This window comes from Burkholderia sp. WP9, assembly GCF_900104795.1.
In the GTDB taxonomy this organism is placed as follows: Bacteria; Pseudomonadota; Gammaproteobacteria; order Burkholderiales; family Burkholderiaceae; genus Paraburkholderia.
The window spans coordinates 2,379,328-2,399,751 of the sequence record NZ_FNTG01000002.1; the positions used below are offsets into that span (position 1 = coordinate 2,379,328).

Consider the following 20,424-nt stretch of genomic DNA (forward strand, 5'->3'; position numbering starts at 1 on the left):
CCGGGCCGCCTCGCGCGAATCCTTGCGTCAATATCCCACGCGATACACGCGGCCGGTTTGCGCGCCTTCCACACTGCGCAGATAGGCCATCGCCGCACGTTGCGCCGTAACCGGCTCGAAGCCGCGGAAGTAGGGCGCATAAGCGTCCATCGCTTCCGTGAGCACGGTCGGGCTCACCACGTTGATGCGAATGCCACGCGGCAATTCGATCGCCGCGCCGCGCACGAAACCTTCGAGTGCCAGATTCACGGTGGTCGCGCTCGCGCCCTGCAGAATCGGCTCGTCGCCGATGATGCCGCTCGTCAGCGTGAACGAGCCGCCGTCGTTCACATATTGCTGGGCGGCGAGCACCACGTTGATCTGCCCCATCAGCTTGTCGCGCAGCCCGACCCAGAACTGTTCGACGCTCATATCGGGCAGCGGACCGAAATGCACTTTGCCGGTCGTGGTGACGACGCCGTCCACTTTGCCGATCTCGCAAAAGAGCCGCTCGACGCTCGCCGGGTCGGTGCTGTCGACCTGATATTGGCCGCGCGTCGCGCCGACTTCGATCACCTCATGGCGCGCCTTCAGTTCTGCGCTGACTGCCTGGCCCAACGTGCCCGTGGCGCCGATCACGACGATTTTTTTCATCTCATGCTCCGTTGACGGTTAACGTCCTGTCGATTGTGCCGGCACTCGTCAGAGGGAAAAAGACTCGCCAGCGCGCAGGTCCTGCAACCCGGAGTTTCTAATCACAGTAAAAAGCGCGCATCGTGAATCAAACGATGCGCGCTTCGCAATATACGGATTAATCGGGGCCGCCGTCGAAATTCAAACGGCGACGATAAATAGAGACGCAACGCGAATGTTTTATTTCACCCGATGTAATTCGATCAGCCGGGTAGGCCGCAGATGATTCAGGGCGTAATGAATGCGGCCGCGTTCCTGACGGCTGCCGGCCGGGCGCGGATCGTCGAATTGATGATCCGCCGAATACGCGCCCTGGGGCTCGACCATGCCTTTGTCAATGACCGTATAGCCCGGCTCGAGCGCAAGCAACAGATGATTGCCGCCAACCCGGCTGTCAAAGCCGGCCATGCCGTCGTGCGCCTCGGGCACGCTGTTCGAAAGGGTGGCATTGCTGGTGGTGATCTCGTCGGGCGAGATCGGGCTGTGGCCTGCTATGCGCGCGGCTTCGAGATTCTTGCCGTCGGTGTCGACGGTGCTGTCATGCGTGCGGTCGTTGTGCAGTTCCGTCGAGTTCGTGCCGCTGCTGGCCGCGGGTTGAGTCGCATCTGCTGGCTTGTTGATATCGCTGTTCATCATGCATTCTCCTTTAAAGAGGACATGGTGTGACGTGCAGCAAAACCCGTTCCGCCTCGCACAAACCCTGATTTACTTGCGCACGCACCGCGCTTTTGCCGCAGTGACGTGACAAGGTATTGTGCTGGCGATTGCGACCGCTATTCTTTTCGTTTTTTTTAATGGACGCGTATTTTCTACAGAGTATGATCTTACTCCGACGAGCGAAGCGCGGTTAAATTCACGACACAGGGCACGGCTGTTTTTTCACAGTCGGCAGCCCGTCTGCGCGCTACTCAAAACATTCTACGGGGCCGTCAGGGCGGGTGACACATGCACTTCGATGCTGCATTCACACATCGCGGCTATTTGTTGAATTGCGCGCCTGCGCGCGCGGGAGATGGTACTTGGCAACCTTACGTGGTCATCTCCCGTTCGAGCGACGGCGAACTGGTCGCCAATCGTTTCTTCCCCACCGACTTGCGCTTTCCTGACGAAGCGGGCGCCATTGCCCATGCGCGCGATTGGGCAGTGCGCTGGATCGATGCGAGCAGCGTGACCATCTGAGCAGCGCCTGCGCCTGCACGTCATGGGCCGTATCTCATGACCCGCGTGTCGTGCTCGCGCTCGCGCGGCGCTGCGCGAGCCGCGGGAAAACGCGGTAATCTCTTGGCATAATCACTTTGAACCGTGCTCATCGCACGGCGCTGTCCTTTTATGCCTAACGTGCCTTCCCAGAACTGGGGCCTCGAACAGATCGTCGCGGACCTGCGCGCGTCGCGTGAAGAATTGCATCGCACGCGGCATCCGCTCGGCATTCGCGAACTGCCTTCGCGCGAAGCGGTCGTCAACATCGTCGCCGGCCTGCGCGCCGCGCTCTTTCCCACGCATTACGGCGCGCCTGATCTGACTGACGAAACCGTCGACTACTACGTCGGCCACACGCTTGAAAGCACGTTGCGGCTGCTCGCGGAACAGATTCGCCGCGCCTTGCGGTTCTTGCCCGAGTTCGGCGAAACACCGGATGCGGATCTGCAGGCGCGCGCTTTCGACGTGGCGCGTGAATTCGGCACGCAATTGCCAGGCATTCGCGCGCTGCTGGTCAGCGACATACAGGCAGCTTTCACCGGCGATCCGGCTGCACAGCACATCACCGAAATTCTGCTCTGCTATCCGGGCGTGTGGGCGATGACACATCATCGGCTCGCCCATGCGTTGCATCGCCTGGGTGTGCCGTTGCTGGCGCGGTTCATCAACGAGATTGCGCACTCGGCAACCGGCATCGACATTCACCCGGGCGCGACGATCGGGCCGAGTTTCTTTATCGACCACGGCACGGGTGTCGTGATCGGCGAGACCGCGATCATCGGCGAACGCGTACGGGTGTATCAGGCCGTGACCCTAGGTGCGAAGAGTTTCGCCGCGGACCTCGACGGCACGTTGATCAAGGGCAATGCACGGCATCCGATCGTCGAGGACGACGTGGTGATTTATGCCGGCGCGACGATTCTGGGGCGAGTGACGATCGGGCGTGGCTCGGTGATCGGCGGCAACGTGTGGCTCACGCACAGCGTGCCGCCGGGCAGCAGCGTGTCGCAAGGCAAGATTCGCGAAGGCGAGCGGACCGACGAGGGGCGGCAGTGATACGCGGCCCGGCTGGCGAGCCTTGGCGTGCCCTGACGCGCGAACTTCACGTTAGCGGCTGAGAAGTGACCATGCCGCGCGGCCGCGTTCACATGCCTCGCTGCGCGATTGCGGGCGTCGAAGCGACGGTCGCCGAAACGGCGCACGCGTTTCCACGTCATTCGCACGACCGCTTCGGCGTTGGCGTGATCGTCAGCGGCGGGCATCGGTCGGCGAGCGGACGCGGCCTCGTCGAAGCGCGAGCCAACGACGCGATCATGGTCAACCCCGGCGAAGTCCACGACGGCAGTCCGCTCGACGAGCGCGGGCGCGCATGGCGCATGTTGTATTTCGAACCGGCCATGCTCATCGGCGCCGCGGCCGAACTGACGGGCACGGCGGCGCGCGAAATCGAACTCACGCAGCCGGTGGCGCACGATCCCTTGCTGAAGCGTTGGTTCGAGCGGCTCTTCGCCGTCGCGGTGGAGGCGCGATCCGTGCAGGACGAGCTGATGCGCGAGGAGGCGTTGCTCGACCTGTTCGGCCATCTGGTTCGCGTGCATGCCACGCAGCCCGCACGCGCACGGTCGACTGACGCATGGGGGCCGATTGCGCGCGCGAAAGCACGCATCGACGACGATCCATCCTCTCCGCTCACGCTGGCCGATCTCGCGGCCGATGCCGGCATGAGCCGATTCCAGTTGTTGCGAGGCTTCGCGCATGAGACGGGGCTGCCGCCGCACGCGTACCGAATGCAGCGTCGCGTGGCACTCGCGAGGCACTGCATCGCGCAGGGCGCGGCGCTTGCCGATGCAGCCGCCGCAGCGGGCTTTGCCGATCAGAGCCACATGACGCGAGCGTTCGTGCGCCTGCTCGGCGTGACGCCCGCGAACTTCGCCGCAGCGTTGCGCTGACGTTTATCCGATTCTCAAATGCTGCAGCAGAGAAACGCCATGTACGCCGTGCAACCAGACGTGCTGCCCGACAAACCACGCCGCCGCCCACGAAGCCGCCACCACGATCAGATCGCAGTGCCCGCTATTCCAAAGATTCAACGAATGCCTGCCGGCGACCCAGGGCACGCCTAGCGGATTCGGCCAATCGGCAAACAGATGCATCAGGCCGCCGCAGGCGAATCCGAACGCCGGCGCGGCATAGACCGAATGCCCGAGCCAGTGGTACGAAACGGCGAGCAACGCGAGCCATCCCACGCCCCAATGCGTGAGCGTGCGATGCGTGATCCACAAACGCCGGGCGCGCGACCACCACGCCACTTCGAGCCAGTCCGGCGCCGTACTCCCGGCCACGCCGGTGATGAAACTCAGCAGCACCCCAAGATGAAATGAACCGCCGCCGCCGATGCGCGCGACGATCGCCGCCGCGATGACGCCGGCTGCAAAACCGGTAGCGTGATGTGCCTTGCTGGATGCCATCGAGACTCGCGGCGCAGCGCCGCGTAAAAGACAAAGGGCGGCTATGTTCGCAGATGCGCGGATAAAAAAATAGCCGACACGCGAGTAAAAAAAATCGCGTATCGGCGTGGCGTTCGAGACGTGCGCGTTTGACCGAAGCTCAGGTCGCGCAGCGTGCAATGTCGAAGCGCATTTCAGGCTCTGGTGGATCGTCCGGAGCGTTCGCCGGATGCATCACCTTGATGACGGATCCTGCGTGCGATGGCGTCAGCGTGACGAAATACGAGTTGTTCGAATCCGAGCCGACCGCGATCTCCGTCGTGCCGCCCACGCGCGACGTACGCATGCGTGACAAACGGCTTTCAAGACAATCGGCTATGTCGGCAGGAGCGCGTGATGAAGACACGTAGATCATCGGCAGGGACGCGTCGCGGGCGGGGCCGCTGGATGAGCCGCAGCCGGCCAGAACAGCAAGCGTGGCAGCAGCGGGGACAAGCAGGAGAAGTCTTTTCATGGTCCGGTCGTCGGCGTCCCCGGTCGTATGCGGGAACTTGGGGCGCGGGCGAAGCGCAGTGCGATTGAACGCGACGTGATGCTTCGCGACGAAGCTACCGTTCAGCCGCAACGACACGCAGGTGTGACGGCAAGGAAGGCAGCCGGGCTCAGTATACCCACCGGGTGCGCGCGCCGTCACTAGTCATAGCCGCCTGCATTGTGTCCAAACGTAAGGCCATGAAAAAACCCGCGACGTGATCGTGCCACGCGCGGGTTGACTGCGCAGCGAATCGGTAGACTCGCTGCGCACAGACCACTGAAAAGGCTTAGAAGCGGTGACGCAGGCCGACTGCCGCCGCCACCTGATTGCCGGTCGACGAGGGCGCCAGCGTGTTGATCGCCGCGACGTTCGAGCCGAAGTTGCCGAGCTCGCCCGAGGCATGCTGGTACACGCCTTCCACGTACACGTCGGTGCGCTTGCTCAGCGCGTAGTCGCCTTGCAGCGACACCGTGTGCCACTTCGGATCGCCCGAGCCGTTCGAGCCGGACATCTTGCCGTCGGTGAACGTGTACGACGCCGCAAGGCTCAGTGCCGGCGTCAGTGCATAGCGGCCGTTCACTTCGTAGTTGTCCATATGCAGGTTGGTGCCTGCGACGCCAGGCAAGGTCGTGCCACCGACGTCCACGCCGCTGATGCCGTCCAGTTGCGTGTGCGTGTAGACGAAGCCGACCGTTGCCGGGCCGTACGTATAGTTGATGCCCGCGCCGTACGTGCGTTGCAGATCGGCCGCGACTGCTGCGGTTCCGTCGCCTTGCGACACGGCGCCGCTCAGGTTCGAGCTGCCCGACTTGTTCAATTGCAGGTAAGCCGCGGCAAAGCTCAGCGGACCGTTGTCGTAGGAAGCCCCCACGCTCCATGCGCGGTTGTTCGAGAACTCGCCGGACGCGTTGCTGAAGCCGTACAGGCCGCCGAACTTGAGGCCCGCATAATTCGCGCTCGTGTACTTCACGGCGTTCTTGATCGAGAACGAGTTGTCCAGATTGTCGTTGTCGAGCGGGTGAGCCGCGAGGTTGTTGCCGTAACCCGCGCCGGCTGCGGACAGCGGTGCCAGGTAGTCGACCACGGAGTCGTATTGACGGCCAAGCGTCAGCGCGCCGTACTTATCGCTCTGCAGACCGACGAAGGCCTGGCGATTGAACATCGTGTTGTTTTCCGAGTACTTGCCGTTGTTCAGGTTGAAGCCGCTTTCCAACGTGAAGATGGCGTGCAGACCGCCGCCCAGATCTTCATTGCCGCGCAGGCCGAAGTACGTGTCCGATGCCACGCCGCTGCCTTGTTGCCAGTTGCTGTGGCCGCCCTGGTTGTTCGAGTACACGATACCGGCGTCCAGCGTGCCGTACAACGTCACGCTGCTCTGCGCGTGGGCGGTGATGGCAACCGCGCCCAGGAGGCCTGCTGCGATGAGGGTTTTTTTCATGGTTAGATAGCTCCGAAACAGTGCGTAGAGAATCGCATCCCAGTGCTTACCGCCGATTACGCCGGCTGCCTGACGATCCGGGGCGAAGTGTAGTCCCGTTATTCCTATCTTAAATTGCAAATGACACAACAATTAGTTTTGAAATTCGTAATAGATGGCTGTTAATTGGATAAGTGCGGATAAATAAAGAAGAAACATGTCGGGTGAGAAATGCACTCTGCCCATGTCAATACCAAAGATGTTGTCAGACTGCGACGCCACGTCGCAGACCATGAGCAGCAAGGGTTGGCTTTATTTAGAGATACATTGGGATTTATTCTGTTTTCTGCAACGTACTCTTCCATTTCATGTGCTCTATCCTCGTGAATTAGGGTTATACAATTCGGCTCACCCCTTGACCAAGGGTGTCTTTTTCATCTTTTAATACGCGGCTCAAGGGCCGCGTTTTTTTATGGTTTTTATAATCGGCTTATAGCTTCCGCGAATAGCGGCATTGACGATTGCCATTGGCGATTGCACGGTCCCGGCTTGTCCGTTCGTCAGGGGGCGGCGTTCGCCGCGTGTGAGGCGGGTAGAATTGCGTGCCTGAGAATGTTTCCGCCCCGCGAACGTGAGTGAACCTGCAATGACCGATACACCCCTTCCATCGTCCGACTCCCCTGAAGATTTCACGACGGAAGGCTCGTCCGAACTGGGCGAAACCGTGCACGAAGCACGCCTGTGGCGCGACGACGGTTGGACCGCGCGCGTCATCAAGAATGAAGACGACGAAGGCTGGGCCGTCGAAATGATCAAGGACGGCGAAGCGGAACCCGCCCTCGTCGGACCGTGGACGATGGGCCGCAACAAGAAAGATCCGAAGCCGCTGGACACGTCCGCGTTCAACACGCTGGTCAAGACGGCGTCTGAAGTGCTGCGCCGTCATGAGCAGCAACTGCGCGCGCAGCTGCATAAGGAAGTGCGGGTGGCGAGCGCGGATGGCAACGACGAACTCGACATCACGCTCGACATCGTTCCCGACGAAGACGAACCGTACGCCGTGCTGACCGCGCTCGACACCTTCGGCGAGCAGCTCGCGCAAGTGCAGGTCGCGCCCAATTTCAAGCTCAGCAAGGCGAGCGCCGCGGCGTGGGTCGAGAACGAGTTTCGCCGGCCGGGTTAGAAACCGGTCGCGCGTGAGAGCGGATTGGGTGAGCCGGGTGGCTGACCGAAGGCTAAATAAAACATTACCAAAGCCTGTCAATATACTTTCACAATCACTTCATAGAATCCTCGCGTCATAGCGGCGCGAGCGTGAACCATGTGGTTTGGGTCTGAGTGCGTGCCGGCTGTGCATTCACCCACGCTACCCAAACACTGGATCACGACAACATGGCAGAGCCGTTCGACCTTTCCCGCCGCAAGGCCCTGAAACTCATCGCGGGCGTGCCGATGCTGCCGCTCGGCGGGCTTGCCACGGCCTCGATGCTGACCGCTTGCGGGGGCAGCGACGATCTGGCAACGCCGGTCAAACCGGCCGCCAACTTCGTCTCCGCGGCGTTCGCCAGCATGGCCGCGCCGACCCTGGCCGATCCGGCCGCGATGGCGAAGACCACAGTCGCCTCGACCTTGACGGTGCAACTGAGCGACGGCAGCAGCCGCACGTTCAAGCTCGCGTACCAGCCGTTCTTCGTGACCGGCGACAGCGTGCCGAACATCAAGGGTGGGACGATCCTGGCGGGCGGCTATTTCGACATCAACAATCAACCGATCATCGATAGGTCGGTTGCGGGCAAGGAGCGGCAGTTCTACTCGGATTGCCCGGACGGCAGTTCGCTGATCCGTCTCGACAATCCGACGGTGAAAGGTCTCAAGGGCAACGCGGTATTCGCCGTCGTGCAGTTCGAATACACGACGCGCGATCAGAGTCTGGTGTCGATGTACGGCCAATTGCCCTCGCCGATCGCCGTGCTGACGCTCGATCAGGACCCGGCCACCGGCAAGCTCACGCTCGCAGGCTATTCGAACGTGGATACGTCGAAAGCACATGGTTTGTGGATTACCTGCGGGGCGAGCCTGTCGCCGTGGAACACGCATCTGTCGAGCGAAGAATACGAGCCGGACGCCACCACGATTGCCACGAACAGCCAGTTCAAGGGCTTCAGCCGCAGTCTTTATGGCGACGAAACGACCGCGAACCCTTATCACTATGGCCATCTGCCGGAAGTGACCGTCAATCCGGATGGCACCGGCACGATCAGGAAGCACTATTGCCTCGGCCGTATCTCGCACGAACTGATTCAGGTGATGCCGGACAAGCGCACCGTCCTGATGGGCGACGACGCGACCAACGGCGGCCTGTTCATGTTCATCGCGGATCGCGAAGCCGATCTGTCGGCGGGTACGCTGTACGTCGCAAAGTGGACCCAGGTGTCCGCGAGCGGTGCGGGCGCGGCGACGCTGTCGTGGATCAACCTGGGTCATGCGACCAGCGACGAAATCGAGGCGCTTGCCAACCGGCTGCGCGCGAGCGACATCATGGACGTCGCGACCAAAGACCCGCTCGATCCGACCTACACAAAGATCAACTACAACGGCACCTTCAACTGGGTGCGCATCAAGCCCGGCATGACGCAGGCGGCGACCTTTCTCGAAACGCATCGCTATGCGGCGCTGGCCGGCGGCAGCATGGGTTTCACGAAGCTCGAGGGCACGACGGTCAATATCAAGGACAAGGTGCTGTATTCGGCGATGTCGCGTATCGAGAAGTCGATGGTGCGCGGCAATGCGGCTTCCACCGACGTGGCCGTCGACAAGACGATCAACGCCGGCGCGGTCTACGCGCTGAATATGAAGGGCGGCCAGCGTGACCGCAGCGGCGGCGCGATCAACAGCGAATGGGTGCCGGTGGATATGGCCGCACCGGCGGCTCTGGTCGGCGAGGACCTGTCAGCGCCCGATGCGCTCGGCAACACCGCGAATCCGGAGCGCATTGCGAACCCGGACAATCTCAAGTTCTCGGAGAAGTTGCGCACGCTCTTTATCGGCGAGGACAGCGGGCTGCACGTGAACAACTTCCTGTGGGCGTACAACGTCGATACAAAGACGCTCGCGCGCGTGCTGTCTTGCCCGGCGGGCGCCGAGTCGACAGGCCTGCACGCCGTCGACGAAATCAACGGCTGGACTTATGTGATGAGCAACTTCCAGCACGTCGGCGACTGGGAAAGCCCGTTGCACGACAAGGTCAAGTCGACGCTCGACCCGCTCGTGCGGGCGAACTACAAGGACCGCTTCGGCGCGACGGTGGGGTATCTGACGGCGGACCCGGCGGCGATCAAGTTGTAACGTTGGGAGACGGGACGGCCTGTCTTAGGCCATTTGGCTGAGGAGTCAGCAAAGGGGAATCTCGCGATAATTTGCGGTTTCTCCTTGGCTGGCTCATGCAGTGAACCAGCATGGCTGGACCCTGTTGGACAGGAGGCAGATAGACGCCCTGGCGGGCCCCGGAAAATCCATCTGCCATCGTATAACGGGTAATGCTTCGGCTTTTTATGCGCCTATTGGCCATTCCACCCGACAGGCCTAGCCGCCCCGCCTCAACTCCGCTTGCAGAAAATCGCGGTAATGAGCGGCGCTACGCGATGCACGATCGCCGTGCTGCCCGAGCCGGCCACCGCTTTCTGCACCTTGGCCTCGCTGCCGACCACCACGACCCCATAGGCCGATCGGGCGACCGGCTCGCCGTCGCCGACGCGGAACATCGGGTCGTCTTTTTCGTATCCGACCACCGCGAACACGTGAAAGCCGTATGCGGTCAGATCCGCGCCTGACACGGGCGAGAAAGCGTTGATCGAATTGCTTTCCACGCGCGTTGGCTTCGGATCGATCATCTGTTGCTGCGCGAGGTCGGCAATGAACTGATGACCGCTTTCGTTACAGGAGAGCGGTGCGTCGAGCGCGGTGGCGTAGCTGACGAGTGGCAGCGCGGCGGCGCCCAGAGCAAGGAGTACAGACGAAAGAAAGCGTTTCATAAGCGTGGGCGGCGGCCCGGTTCGATGTAGTGTGTTCGCAACGGGCGGGCGCGATATCGAGACCCGGAGAGAGCTTGCGCATCGAAATGTTCCCGCGTGGCAGGCGCAACTGCCTTGCACTTTATCGCGATTCGGCAAATCTTGCTTCGCGGCTGGCAGCCGTCGGCAACGATTGAAGCGTCGAGAAACGTACACGAAGAAAGCAATCTTTTTCGATCCCGTATATATTTCCGGGTTATGAATTCGCGACCCCAAACTCCAACTACCGTTCCGCCGCCCAGAACATGGGACGCGCGGCTCGCTCGCCGGCTCGTGACTCCGCTTGTGAACACGTGGGTCACGCCCAATCATCTGACCACGCTGCGCCTCTTGATCGGGCTGGCAGGCGCGCTGTGCCTCGCTCACGGCGAGTTTGCGTGGGTCAACGCAGGCGCCTTGCTGATCGTGCTGTCGAACTTCGTTGACCATACGGATGGCGAACTCGCGCGCATCGGCGGCAAGTCGAGCCGGATCGGTCATTTTTACGACCTCGCTTGCGACGCCCTCGTGACCGTCATGCTGTTCGTCGGCATGGGCGTCGGGGCGGGCGCCACGCGCATCGGCGCACTGAACGTTGCCCCGGGCGTGCTCGGCGCCGTGGCCGGCGTGGCGATCGCGCTGATCTTTTTCCTGCGCATGCGCATCGAGGAGATGGCCGGCAAGGCGGGCACGAAGCAGGCCTTCGTCGGCGGTTTCGAAACCGAAGACGTGTTGTATCTGCTGCCCATCGTCACGCTGACGAGCGTCGTCATGCCGTTCGTCGTGGTGGCGTCGATCGGCGCGCCGCTCTTCGCCGCCTGGGTGGTGGTCGACTACTGGCGTGTGGCGCGCCGTGCCGCCCGCCCGGCATCCGTTAAAGCCGACGCTTCCGAAACCAGTGAAATGTGGGCCAGCGAATGAGTATGCACGCCGAAGACGACGTGATTGCGCCTGTGCCCGTAGAAGGTTCGCCAGCTGCGTCGCCCGCACCGAATGCAGACCGTGCGGTCGCGAGCCGCACGCGCACGTTCGACAACTCGCGTCTGCGCAAGGATTTTGCCGACCAGGACGCGTTTCTTTATCTGGAAGACTTCCTCGCGCCCGAAGTCACGGCGCAGCTCGTCCACAGCGCCCGTTCGCTGCTCGACGAAGTGAACCGCAACTATTTGCCGGGGCATAAGCAGGGCGGCAGCGTCAGCCGTCATACGATCGACCGCCTCGCGCCGTTCATCGCCGAGCTGTACCGTTCGAAGGAATTGATCGGCTGGCTCGAGCAACTGAGCGGCGACAAGCTGCAGGTTTCGCCTGCCGACGATCCGCATGCCTACGCGCTGTACTACTACACCCGGCCAGGCGACCACATCGGCTGGCACTACGATACTTCGTACTATGACGGCCGCCGCTACACGCTGCTGCTTGGCGTGATCGACGAATCGTCGTGCCGGCTCGACTACGAACTGCACACGCGCAATCCCAATGTCGCGGATCAACCGGGTTCGGTGCAGATCCCGCCGGGCGGCCTCGTGTTTTTCGACGGCGACAAGCTGCGCCATCGCATCACGCCCGCCGGCCCGAACGAGATGCGCGTGTCGCTCACGTTCGAGTACGTGACGGACCCCAACATGCGGCCGTGGCGTCGCTTCATCTCGAACATGAAGGACGCGATTGCGTACTTCGGTTTCCGCCAGGTTTTTCGTCAGATGACCCAGCGCGGGAAGGACCACGCATGAGCCGCGCGGCCCTGATTCTGCTGTCGATCGGGACGGCGTTGTTTGTCGGCTTGCTCGCGTGGCAGGGTTTCGGCTCGGTCGCCTCGACGCTGCTTACCGCCGGCTGGGGGCTCGCGCTCGTCGCGGCCTTTCACCTCGTACCGCTCGTTCTCGACGCCGGCGCGATCTCGGTGCTGTTCCAACGCCGTCGCGACGGCGTGCATCACGATCTGTCGTTGCGCGACGCGATGTTCGCGCGCTGGATCGGCGAATCGGTGAATAGCCTGTTGCCGGCCGGCCAGATCGGCGGGCCGGTGGTCATGGTGCGGCAATTGTCCCAGCGTGGCATGCGCATGCGCGACGCGGCCGCCGCGATCACCGTCAGCACGACCGCGCAGGCGCTCGCGCAAATCGTCTTCGCGCTGGGCGGCCTGCTGCTGTTCGGCGCTTATGCGGCGCACGGCGCGCTGCACGACCTGCAAACGGCCACGCTGATCGCCACCGGCGTGCTGGGCGCGATGATCGTCGGGTTTTACTATGCGCAGCGGCGTGGTCTGTTCGGCCGGCTGCTCGGCGTGGTCTCGAAGGTGTTCGGCAAGCGCGACTGGTCGTCGTTGATGACGCGGGCCGAAGCCGTCGACGCCGCCGTACAGGCCATGTACCGCGAACGCGGCCGCGTGGCGGCGAGCTTCGCCATGAGTCTCGTGGGCTGGATCGTCGGCACGGTGGAAGTGTGGCTCGCGCTGCGCTTTCTCGGCCATCCGGTCGACTGGGTCGACGCACTGTTGCTCGAAAGTCTGGGGCAAGCCATTCGCGGCGCCGCATTCATGATTCCCGGCTCGCTCGGCGTGCAGGAGGGTGGCTACCTGCTGCTCGCGCCACTGGTTGGTTTGCCGCCAGACGCGGCGTTGGCGCTGTCGCTCGCCAAGCGCGCGCGCGAAATCCTGCTAGGCTTGCCGGGTCTGCTGGTTTTGCACTTCAGCGAAAGAAGCTGGCAACGGCGCCGTGCCTTGGGGCACGTGCCCGCTGTCGATTAATCTCCGTATTTTTTCAAAGGACCGCGCATGCGTGCCATCATCCTCGCAGCGGGCCTCGGCCTGCGTCTCCAGCAACCGCCACAAGCTCAGTTCCCGAAGTGCCTGCTGCAATTCGACGGCGTGAGCCTGCTCGAACGGCATCTGCAAATGCTCGAAAACGCCGGCGTGACCGAAGTCGTGCTGGCGCTCGGCTTTCAGCCGGAATCGGTGCAGGCGGAACTGGAGCGCATCAACTGGCCGCATAAGGTCGAGACCGTGCTGAACACGCGTTACGACCTGGGCAGCGTGCTGACAGTACACACGGTGGCCGAGGCGCTCACGCGCGGCGGCGACGTGCTGTTGATGGACGCCGACGTGCTCTACGACGAGCGTATTCTGAGCGCGCTGGTAGCGGGCGAGACGGTGAACCGCCTGTTGATCGACCGCGATTTCGAAGCCGGCGACGAGCCGGTCAAGCTGTGCCTGAAAGACGACGTGCCGGTCGAACTGCGCAAGCAGCTCGCCGTGAATCTGGAGTACGACACCATCGGCGAGTCGGTCGGGTTCTTCCGCTTCCGTCAGGAAACCGCGCAACGCTTCGCGCAAATCGTGGCCGGCTATGTGGATAGCGGCCGGGCCAACATGCCGCACGAAGAGGCGGTGCGCGACCTGCTGCTGGAGCGCAGCCAGGTGTTCCATACCGCCGACGTGACCGGCGCGCCGTGGATCGAAATCGACTTCCCGAACGACGTGGCTCGCGCGAGCACCGAGATCCTGCCGCAATTGCAGCCGCTGGTGAGCGCGTCGCGCTAAGTTTTCCGGCGCATTGTCGTCGACATTGAAGTATCCGAGCTTGGGCCGGCTGAATGCCGGCCCAAGCTTTTTTGCGCTTATCCCTCGCGGTTTCGCCTCGCCCGCTGCTTCGTTGCGCGCTCAACCATCGCGCGCGCGCGCATATGAAAAGACCTCGCGCAACAACATCTGTTGCCGATGCGATGCCATAATCGACGCTTTACACCGACGGCCTTGCAACCCGTCGTCCTGCCAATGCCTCTTGCTTTAGGCACTTTCATTGTTCCGCTGATCGTCGCGTGTGCGATGTTCATGGAAAACGTGGACGGCACGGTCATCGTGACGTCGCTGCCGGTTCTGGCGCGCGATCTCGGCCAGGATCCCATTACTCTCAAGCTGGCCGTGACCGCGTATGTCATCGGCCTCGGCGTCTTCATTCCTATCTGCGGCTGGGTGGCTGACCGCTTCGGTTCGCGCACGGTGTTTCGCACGGCCATTGGCATTTTCATGGCCGGCTCGCTGATGTGCGCGGCCTCCACCTCGCTCGGCACCTTTGTGGTCGCGCGCTTCGTGCAAGGCATTGGCGGCGCGATGATGGTGCCGGTGGGCCGCATCATCATTTTCCGTTCGGTGCCGAAATCCGACTTCATTCGCGCGGTCAATTATCTGACCGTGCCGGCTTTGCTCGGACCCGTGGTCGGGCCGCCGCTGGGCGGTTTCATCACCACCTATCTGCATTGGCGTCTGATCTTTTTCATCAACATTCCAATCGGACTGCTGGGGATCTGGCTGGCGAACAAACATATCGCCAACGTGCGCGAGGCGCATCCCGGCCGCCTCGACTGGACCGGCTTCGCTTTATCCGCGAGTGGCGCGTCGTTGTTCATGCTCGGGCTTTCGCTGGTGGGCGGCGAGTTGGTGTCGAACACGGTGTCGGTCGGCATGTGCGTGGTCGGCGTGGCGTTGCTGTTGCTCTACGTGCTGTACGCGACCCGTGTCGAATTGCCCGTGCTCGATCTGCGGCTGTTGCGCATTCCGAGCTTTCACGCGAGCGTGGTGGGCGGCTCGCTGTTTCGCATCGGTTTCGGGGCTGTGCCGTTTCTGCTGCCGCTCGCCTTGCAGGAAGGCTTGGGCATGACCGCGTTCAAGTCGGGGTCGATCACGTGCGCGTCCGCGTTCGGCTCGATTTTCATGAAAGCTGCGGCGTCGCGCATTCTCGGGCGGTTTGGCTTCCGCACTGTACTAATGTTCAACGCGGTTTGCGCGGGTCTTGCCATTGCCGTATACGGTCTGTTTTTTCCCGGCACGCCGCACTGGCTGATCTGGGGTGTCGTGCTGTTCGGCGGCTTCTTTCCCTCTCTGCAATTCACGTCGCTCAATACCTTGGCCTATGCGGACATTCCCAGTCGCGACGTGGGGCGCGCGACGAGCGTGGCGAGCGTCATCCAGCAGATTTCACTGGGTCTCGGTGTGACGATCGCGGGCATCGTGCTGCAAATTTCACATAACTTGCAGGGTCATTCCGCGATCATGTTCTCCGATTTCTGGCCGGCTTTCCTCGTGGTCGGCCTGTTCTCGCTCATGTCGATTCCCATCACTGCGCGGCTGCCGCATGGCGCCGGCGACGAGATTACGCGCGGCAGTCGCGGCCGCGCATAAGCAGAACGCATGTTGCGCATTGCCGCGGCATGCGTTTTGCTGACCACGCCTGTCCAGGGCGTTTCGAGCGGCGATTTTCCGCGCGACCAAACCGACTTCTTTGCGTGCCGCTATATCGACCCTACGATAACTAGCGGCTTCGCAAGCGAGCGGTTCACATGGTAAAAGCCCAAGGCAATGTTTGTAATCATTAGTCGAAGGTCGTCTTGGGGGATTGGCAATGAGGTTGTTCCACAATGTTAAATCGTCGGTCAGCGGATTCGCGCTGGTCACGCTCGTTTCTGTCTCGACCGGTTTTCTGGAGGCCACGCCCGCACTCGCGAAGCCGCCTGCGAAAGCCCAGCCCGCCGTACTCACCGCCTCTGCGATCGCGGTGGCCGACAAGTTCAGCGCCGATGCTGCCGAGCAGATCTTCAAGGAAGGCGGCAATGCCGTCGACGCAGCGGTCGCGATTGCCTTTACGCTCGCCGTGACGTATCCGGAAGCGGGCAACATCGGCGGCGGCGGGTTCATGACGCTCTACGTCGACGGCAAGCCGTATTTTCTCGACTATCGCGAGCGTGCTCCGCTCGCCGCGACCAAAAACATGTATCTCGACGACAAGGGCGAGGTCATCAAAGGCATGAGCCTGTTCGGCTACCGCGCGGTGGGTGTGCCGGGCACCGTCGACGGCATGTGGCAGGCGCAGCGCCGCTTCGGCAAGCTCACGTGGAAGCAGGTGCTTGCGCCGGCCATCCACTACGCGCGCGATGGTTTCGAGGTCAGCCAGCAATTGCAGGAACGCCGCGACGATGCCGCGAAAGACTTCGCCGGCAAGACCAACTTCGATACTTACTTCGGCAATCTGAAGCAGGGCGTCAACTTCAAGCAACCGGATCTCGCCGCTGTATTGCAGCGCATTTCCGATCAAGGCGCCAAAGACTTCTATCAGGGCAAGACGGCCGATCTGATCGCGGCGTCCATGCGCGGTCACGGTCTTATCACCAAGGCCGATCTGCAGCAGTACAAAGCAGTATGGCGTGAACCGATTCAGGCCGACTGGAATGGCTATCGCGTCTACACGGCGCCGCCTCCGAGTTCGGGCGGCATCGGTCTCGTGCAATTGCTGAAGATGAAGGCCGACATCGCGCCCGACTTCAAGGATGTCACGCTGAATTCCGCGCAATACGTGCATCTGATCGCGGAGATCGAAAAGCGCGTGTTCGCCGACCGTGCGCAGTATCTCGGCGACCCTGACTTCTACAAAGTGCCCGTCGCTCAACTGACCGACGACGCGTATATCGCCAAACGCGCCGCCGAAGTGAATCCGAACGCGCCTTCGGACACGAAGAGCGTGCAGCCCGGCCTCGGCACGTCGATGCCGGAGAAAGCGGAAACCACGCACTTCTCGGTGATCGACAAGTGGGGTAACGCCGTGTCGAATACGTACACCATCAACGGCTATTTTGGTTCGGGCGTGGTGGCGGACCGCACGGGCATCGTGCTGAACGACGAGATGGACGACTTCTCCGCAAAACCGGGCGTCGCGAATATGTTCGGCGTAGTGGGCAGCGACGCGAACTCGATCGAACCGAAGAAGCGGCCGCTCTCCTCGATGAGTCCGACCATTCTCACGAAGGACGGCAAGGTCTCGCTCGTGATCGGCACACCGGGCGGCTCGCGCATCTTCACGTCGATCTTCCAGGTGATCAACAACGTCTACGACTACAACATGCCGCTGCAGCAGGCCGTTGCCGCAATGCGCTTTCATCATCAACTGTTGCCGCCGAATACGATCTTCTGGGAGCCGTACAAGCCGATCGATGGTGAACTGGCCAGGCAGATCGAAGCCAAGGGCTACAAACTGGAGGGGCAGGACTTCAGCGGCGATATCCAGGCGATCAAGGTCAACGGCGATACGCCGGAAGCCGCAGCCGATCCACGCGGGCGTGGTGTGACGCGTGTTATTCAGTAAGCGTTGTTGCAGGGAGTCGGGCGCTGCATTTCCAAAGATGCATTGCCGCTAATGGAAAGCCTCGCGTTCAATCGAACGCGAGGCTTTTTTGCGCTTCGCGGGTGCGCCCAGTGCCAGTGCATCAACCAGCCTGCTCGACCGGTGTCAGCGTTAATTCGAGCCGCTGCGCGCCGCGCAATACCGTGACGTTGACGGGTCTGTCGATACGCGATGCGTCGAGTGTGCGCTGCAGGCTGTCCACGTCCTGCACGGTCTGCGTATCGATCGCAATGATCGTATCGTCCGTGCGCAAACCGCCGAGCGCGGCCGGGCTGCCTTTGACGATCTCCATGACGTGCACGCCGCTTTCCGAGTTCAGGCCGAAATAGCGCTGCACACGGCGCGACAGCGGCGTGGTGGTGCCGGCCACGCCGATATACGCCCGCCGCACGCGGCCATGCGCGAATATCTGCATGATGACCCACTTGGCGGTGTCGATTGCCGTGGCAAAGCAGATCGCCTGTGCGCCGGGAATGATCGCGGTATTCACGCCGATCACCTGACCCGCCGAATTGATCAGCGGACCGCCCGAATTGCCGGGATTGAGCGCTGCGTCGGTCTGGATCACGTCGTAGATCATGCGACCCGAGTTCGAACGCAGGGAGCGGCCGAGCGCCGAGACCACGCCGGTCGTGACGGTTTGCGCGAGGCCGAGTGGATTGCCGACCGCTATCGCGATCTGCCCGACGCGCAACTTCGACGATTCGCCGAGTTCGACGTGCGGCAACGGCTCGGGAGAGCCGATCCGCAAGACGGCCAGATCGCTGCCGGGATCGTCGCCGACCAGATCGGCGTCGAATTTCGCGCCGTCGGCAAGCGTCACCTCGATATGGGTGGCGCCGTGTACGACGTGGCTATTGGTGAGCAGATAACCGTCCGGTGTGAACAGAAAGCCCGAGCCTGTGCCGCCACGCGTGTCGCGGCGTCCGCGACTCGACGGGTCGCCGGGCAGCCGGCGTTCGACGGAAATGAAGGCGACCGCCTGCTGCACGCGTTCCAGCGCGCCAATCACGGTGCGGGAGTAGGCGTCGAGCAGGGCGTCGTCGGCTAAAGGATTGAGTGTTTCGGGCCCGGGGGCGTCGGATGCGGCGCGCGACAGGTCATCGATGAAGCGTGGGCGGCTTCCCATGGCGATGCTCCGGATAAACGGAATTGCAGATGCGGGGCGTCGCGAAGGTTTTCAAGTGCGCTGGGGCGAGTTGCGCAGGCGCGGCCTGTGAGACACTTTCTGAGCGAGCCGCGAGCCGCGAGCCGCGAGCCGCGAGCCGCGAGCCGCGAGCCGCGAGCCAGCAGTCCGGCCGGGCCAGCCCAATCCAGCCCGCTCGGCACGAGCGCCACGTTCGCCGGCGCGGCATGCACCATGCTGATCACATCGCGAGCCCGCCATACCCAGGAGACAGCCGCCATGAACTCACCCGCCACGTCACCCTCGTCGAACGGGCCCATTGAACCGCGCATCGAATCCATCAGCGCGATCACGCTCGCCACCCACGATATGCCGCGCGCAGTGCTGTTTTACGAAGCGCTCGGCTTTCCCATGAAATTCGGCCGTCCACAGGAGGCATTTACATCGTTCGCCTTCGGCGGTTCGTATCTGAACCTGATCGTGGATGCGCGCGCGCCGGTCGCCTGGTGGGGCCGCGTGATCATTTATGTCTCCGACGTCGACGCGCTTTATCGCAAAGCGCTGGCGGCGGGGCTCAAGCCGTCGCTGGAGCCGTCCGATGCGCCGTGGGGCGAGCGCTATTTCCACATCACGGATCCGGACGGCCACGAAATCAGCTTCGCGAAACCGTTGCGCTAGCGCCGGATCGCCGCACAAAACTCGCTATCATGGACGTCAAAAGGCGCGGGCCCTACCGGTAACACGGCTGACACTTGCCGCTTCGATAATCGAGCGCGTCCGCGTCGCGCTTCCCGCCGCGCGCCTAACCATTTCCGTTGCCAGGAGAGCCGCAATGAAAGAGCAGGACCCGAGACCTGAAGCCGAATTGATGGCAGAGCGGCAGCGCCGTTTCGAAGAAGACCTGATCGATGCGTACGACGAGGAACTCGAGATGGAGGTCGACGACCGCATCATCGACGGCGCGGAGGGTTTCACACCGGAGCACCGCGAAGCGCGCAAGATGTACTTCCGCGAGTTGTTCCGGCTGCAAGGCGAACTCGTCAAGCTGCAGGACTGGATCGTGCAAACCGGCCACCGCCTCGTCGTCATTTTCGAGGGGCGCGATGCGGCCGGCAAGGGCGGCGCGATCAAACGCATCACGCAACGGCTCAATCCGCGTGTGTGCCGCGTGGCGGCGCTGCCCGCGCCGAACAACCGCGAACGCACGCAATGGTATTTCCAGCGATATGTGTCGCATTTGCCGGCCGGCGGCGAAATGGTGCTGTTCGATCGCAGCTGGTACAACCGCGCGGGCGTCGAACGCGTAATGAATTTTTGCAGCGACGAAGAGTACGAAGAGTTCTTCCGTTCGGTGCCGGAATTCGAAAAAATGCTGGCCCGAAGCGGCGTGCAGATCCTCAAGTACTGGTTTTCGATTACCGACGAGGAACAGGAAATCCGCTTTCAGAACCGCATTCACGACCCGCTGAAACAGTGGAAGCTGAGTCCCATGGACCTGGAAAGCCGCCGCCGCTGGGAGGCCTATACGCAGGCCAAGGAAGTGATGCTGCAACGCTCGCACATTCCCGAAGCACCGTGGTGGGTCGTGCAGGCGGTGGACAAGAAGCGCGCGCGCTTGAACTGTATTCATCACTTGCTGAGCCAGGTGCCGTATCACGAGATCGAGCACTCTCGTGTCGAATTGCCCGCGCGCGTCTATCACGACGAATACAGCCGCCAGCCGGTGCCGTCGTCGATGATCGTGCCCGAAGTGTATTGATTCTTCGGCATACGGCGGGGTGAAAAAAAGCGCGGCCAAATGTGAGCCGC

Annotated in this window: 20 protein-coding genes; 13 read left to right on the forward strand and 7 right to left on the reverse strand. The window is 62.3% G+C overall.

What is annotated here, in order from left to right:
• Positions 1-27: 27 nt before the first annotated feature.
• Together BLW71_RS31780 and BLW71_RS31785 are read right to left on the reverse strand one after the other, a co-directional pair.
• Entirely contained in the window at positions 28-633 is a 606-nt protein-coding gene (locus tag BLW71_RS31780) for a short chain dehydrogenase (protein WP_091806652.1), read from the reverse strand.
• A 219-nt stretch (positions 634-852) separates the two neighbouring features.
• A complete protein-coding gene (locus BLW71_RS31785) occupies positions 853-1,305 on the reverse strand; it encodes a DUF3005 domain-containing protein (protein ID WP_091809113.1) in 453 nt (150 codons plus the stop codon).
• 312 nt (positions 1,306-1,617) lie between these two features.
• Here BLW71_RS31785 and BLW71_RS31790 point away from each other — a divergent pair, with 312 nt between their 5' ends.
• From BLW71_RS31790 to BLW71_RS31800, 3 genes are all read left to right on the forward strand, one after another.
• Positions 1,618-1,851: a hypothetical protein gene (locus BLW71_RS31790; protein ID WP_091806656.1), complete on the forward strand. Its 234-nt coding sequence runs from the start codon at positions 1,618-1,620 to the stop codon at positions 1,849-1,851.
• Between the two features lie 150 nt (positions 1,852-2,001).
• Positions 2,002-2,928 carry a serine O-acetyltransferase EpsC gene (gene epsC / locus BLW71_RS31795; RefSeq protein WP_091806657.1) on the forward strand — a complete coding sequence of 309 codons (927 nt, stop codon included), beginning with the start codon at positions 2,002-2,004 and terminating at the stop codon, positions 2,926-2,928.
• A gap of 71 nt (positions 2,929-2,999) precedes the next feature.
• Positions 3,000-3,821, forward strand: coding sequence for an AraC family transcriptional regulator (locus tag BLW71_RS31800; protein WP_091806659.1), 822 nt, complete (start codon positions 3,000-3,002; stop codon positions 3,819-3,821).
• Positions 3,822-3,824: 3 nt separating this feature from the next.
• Here BLW71_RS31800 and BLW71_RS31805 read toward each other — a convergent pair whose 3' ends face one another.
• The 3 genes from BLW71_RS31805 to BLW71_RS31815 all read right to left on the reverse strand — a co-directional run bounded on the left by BLW71_RS31805 (position 3,825) and on the right by BLW71_RS31815 (position 6,292).
• The gene (locus BLW71_RS31805; protein WP_091806661.1) at positions 3,825-4,340 is read right to left on the reverse strand and encodes a metal-dependent hydrolase; all 516 of its coding nucleotides are present in this window, start codon (positions 4,338-4,340) and stop codon (positions 3,825-3,827) included.
• A 139-nt stretch (positions 4,341-4,479) separates the two neighbouring features.
• Positions 4,480-4,950 carry a hypothetical protein gene (locus BLW71_RS31810; RefSeq protein ID WP_091806663.1) on the reverse strand — a complete coding sequence of 157 codons (471 nt, stop codon included), beginning with the start codon at positions 4,948-4,950 and terminating at the stop codon, positions 4,480-4,482.
• 190 nt (positions 4,951-5,140) lie between these two features.
• Positions 5,141-6,292 carry a porin gene (locus tag BLW71_RS31815; RefSeq protein WP_091806666.1) on the reverse strand — a complete coding sequence of 384 codons (1,152 nt, stop codon included), beginning with the start codon at positions 6,290-6,292 and terminating at the stop codon, positions 5,141-5,143.
• Between the two features lie 625 nt (positions 6,293-6,917).
• Here BLW71_RS31815 and BLW71_RS31820 point away from each other — a divergent pair.
• Positions 6,918-7,454 carry a hypothetical protein gene (locus tag BLW71_RS31820; protein WP_091806669.1) on the forward strand — a complete coding sequence of 179 codons (537 nt, stop codon included), beginning with the start codon at positions 6,918-6,920 and terminating at the stop codon, positions 7,452-7,454.
• 209 nt (positions 7,455-7,663) lie between these two features.
• Entirely contained in the window at positions 7,664-9,616 is a 1,953-nt protein-coding gene (locus BLW71_RS31825; protein WP_091806673.1) for a PhoX family protein, read from the forward strand.
• Between the two features lie 251 nt (positions 9,617-9,867).
• On the opposite strand, the gene BLW71_RS31830 is transcribed toward BLW71_RS31825, so the two are convergent.
• Positions 9,868-10,302 (reverse strand): hypothetical protein, encoded by a 435-nt coding sequence (locus BLW71_RS31830; RefSeq protein WP_091806675.1) that lies wholly within the window; start codon positions 10,300-10,302, stop codon positions 9,868-9,870.
• A gap of 237 nt (positions 10,303-10,539) precedes the next feature.
• Between BLW71_RS31830 and BLW71_RS31835 the strand changes: the two genes are divergently transcribed.
• From BLW71_RS31835 to ggt, 6 genes are all read left to right on the forward strand, one after another.
• On the forward strand, positions 10,540-11,241 hold the full coding sequence (locus BLW71_RS31835; protein ID WP_091806678.1) for a CDP-alcohol phosphatidyltransferase family protein: 702 nt from the start codon (positions 10,540-10,542) through the stop codon (positions 11,239-11,241).
• Entirely contained in the window at positions 11,238-12,050 is an 813-nt protein-coding gene (locus BLW71_RS31840) for a HalD/BesD family halogenase (protein ID WP_091806681.1), read from the forward strand. Before BLW71_RS31835 ends, BLW71_RS31840 begins: the two co-directional genes overlap by 4 nt.
• The gene (locus BLW71_RS31845; RefSeq protein WP_091806684.1) at positions 12,047-13,066 is read left to right on the forward strand and encodes a flippase-like domain-containing protein; all 1,020 of its coding nucleotides are present in this window, start codon (positions 12,047-12,049) and stop codon (positions 13,064-13,066) included. The genes BLW71_RS31840 and BLW71_RS31845 overlap by 4 nt, the downstream gene beginning before the upstream one ends.
• Positions 13,067-13,093: 27 nt before the next feature.
• Positions 13,094-13,858, forward strand: coding sequence for a phosphocholine cytidylyltransferase family protein (locus BLW71_RS31850; RefSeq protein WP_091806687.1), 765 nt, complete (start codon positions 13,094-13,096; stop codon positions 13,856-13,858).
• Positions 13,859-14,092: 234 nt separating this feature from the next.
• Positions 14,093-15,496: an MFS transporter gene (locus tag BLW71_RS31855; RefSeq protein WP_091806690.1), complete on the forward strand. Its 1,404-nt coding sequence runs from the start codon at positions 14,093-14,095 to the stop codon at positions 15,494-15,496.
• Positions 15,497-15,716: 220 nt separating this feature from the next.
• Entirely contained in the window at positions 15,717-17,450 is a 1,734-nt protein-coding gene (gene ggt / locus BLW71_RS31860) for a gamma-glutamyltransferase (RefSeq protein ID WP_091806693.1), read from the forward strand.
• A gap of 121 nt (positions 17,451-17,571) precedes the next feature.
• Here the strand turns inward: ggt and BLW71_RS31865 are convergent, their stop codons facing one another.
• The gene (locus BLW71_RS31865; RefSeq protein ID WP_091806696.1) at positions 17,572-18,618 is read right to left on the reverse strand and encodes a S1C family serine protease; all 1,047 of its coding nucleotides are present in this window, start codon (positions 18,616-18,618) and stop codon (positions 17,572-17,574) included.
• Between the two features lie 276 nt (positions 18,619-18,894).
• On the opposite strand from BLW71_RS31865, the gene BLW71_RS31870 reads away from it, so the two are divergent.
• A complete protein-coding gene (locus BLW71_RS31870; protein ID WP_091806699.1) occupies positions 18,895-19,293 on the forward strand; it encodes a VOC family protein in 399 nt (132 codons plus the stop codon).
• 154 nt (positions 19,294-19,447) lie between these two features.
• Positions 19,448-20,374 carry a polyphosphate kinase 2 gene (gene ppk2, locus BLW71_RS31875; protein WP_091806702.1) on the forward strand — a complete coding sequence of 309 codons (927 nt, stop codon included), beginning with the start codon at positions 19,448-19,450 and terminating at the stop codon, positions 20,372-20,374.
• Positions 20,375-20,424 lie beyond the last annotated feature (50 nt).

Coding starts and splice junctions, on each gene's coding strand:
- BLW71_RS31780 (WP_091806652.1), bottom strand. CDS start 633: ATGAAAAAAATCGTCGTGATCGGCGCCACGGGCACGTTGGGCCAGGCA.
- BLW71_RS31785 (WP_091809113.1), bottom strand. CDS start 1,305: ATGAACAGCGATATCAACAAGCCAGCAGATGCGACTCAACCCGCGGCC.
- BLW71_RS31790 (WP_091806656.1), top strand. CDS start 1,618: ATGCACTTCGATGCTGCATTCACACATCGCGGCTATTTGTTGAATTGC.
- epsC (WP_091806657.1), top strand. CDS start 2,002: ATGCCTAACGTGCCTTCCCAGAACTGGGGCCTCGAACAGATCGTCGCG.
- BLW71_RS31800 (WP_091806659.1), top strand. CDS start 3,000: ATGCCGCGCGGCCGCGTTCACATGCCTCGCTGCGCGATTGCGGGCGTC.
- BLW71_RS31805 (WP_091806661.1), bottom strand. CDS start 4,340: ATGGCATCCAGCAAGGCACATCACGCTACCGGTTTTGCAGCCGGCGTC.
- BLW71_RS31815 (WP_091806666.1), bottom strand. CDS start 6,292: ATGAAAAAAACCCTCATCGCAGCAGGCCTCCTGGGCGCGGTTGCCATC.
- BLW71_RS31820 (WP_091806669.1), top strand. CDS start 6,918: ATGACCGATACACCCCTTCCATCGTCCGACTCCCCTGAAGATTTCACG.
- BLW71_RS31825 (WP_091806673.1), top strand. CDS start 7,664: ATGGCAGAGCCGTTCGACCTTTCCCGCCGCAAGGCCCTGAAACTCATC.
- BLW71_RS31830 (WP_091806675.1), bottom strand. CDS start 10,302: ATGAAACGCTTTCTTTCGTCTGTACTCCTTGCTCTGGGCGCCGCCGCG.
- BLW71_RS31835 (WP_091806678.1), top strand. CDS start 10,540: ATGAATTCGCGACCCCAAACTCCAACTACCGTTCCGCCGCCCAGAACA.
- BLW71_RS31840 (WP_091806681.1), top strand. CDS start 11,238: ATGAGTATGCACGCCGAAGACGACGTGATTGCGCCTGTGCCCGTAGAA.
- BLW71_RS31845 (WP_091806684.1), top strand. CDS start 12,047: ATGAGCCGCGCGGCCCTGATTCTGCTGTCGATCGGGACGGCGTTGTTT.
- BLW71_RS31850 (WP_091806687.1), top strand. CDS start 13,094: ATGCGTGCCATCATCCTCGCAGCGGGCCTCGGCCTGCGTCTCCAGCAA.
- BLW71_RS31855 (WP_091806690.1), top strand. CDS start 14,093: ATGCCTCTTGCTTTAGGCACTTTCATTGTTCCGCTGATCGTCGCGTGT.
- ggt (WP_091806693.1), top strand. CDS start 15,717: ATGAGGTTGTTCCACAATGTTAAATCGTCGGTCAGCGGATTCGCGCTG.
- BLW71_RS31865 (WP_091806696.1), bottom strand. CDS start 18,618: ATGGGAAGCCGCCCACGCTTCATCGATGACCTGTCGCGCGCCGCATCC.
- BLW71_RS31870 (WP_091806699.1), top strand. CDS start 18,895: ATGAACTCACCCGCCACGTCACCCTCGTCGAACGGGCCCATTGAACCG.
- ppk2 (WP_091806702.1), top strand. CDS start 19,448: ATGAAAGAGCAGGACCCGAGACCTGAAGCCGAATTGATGGCAGAGCGG.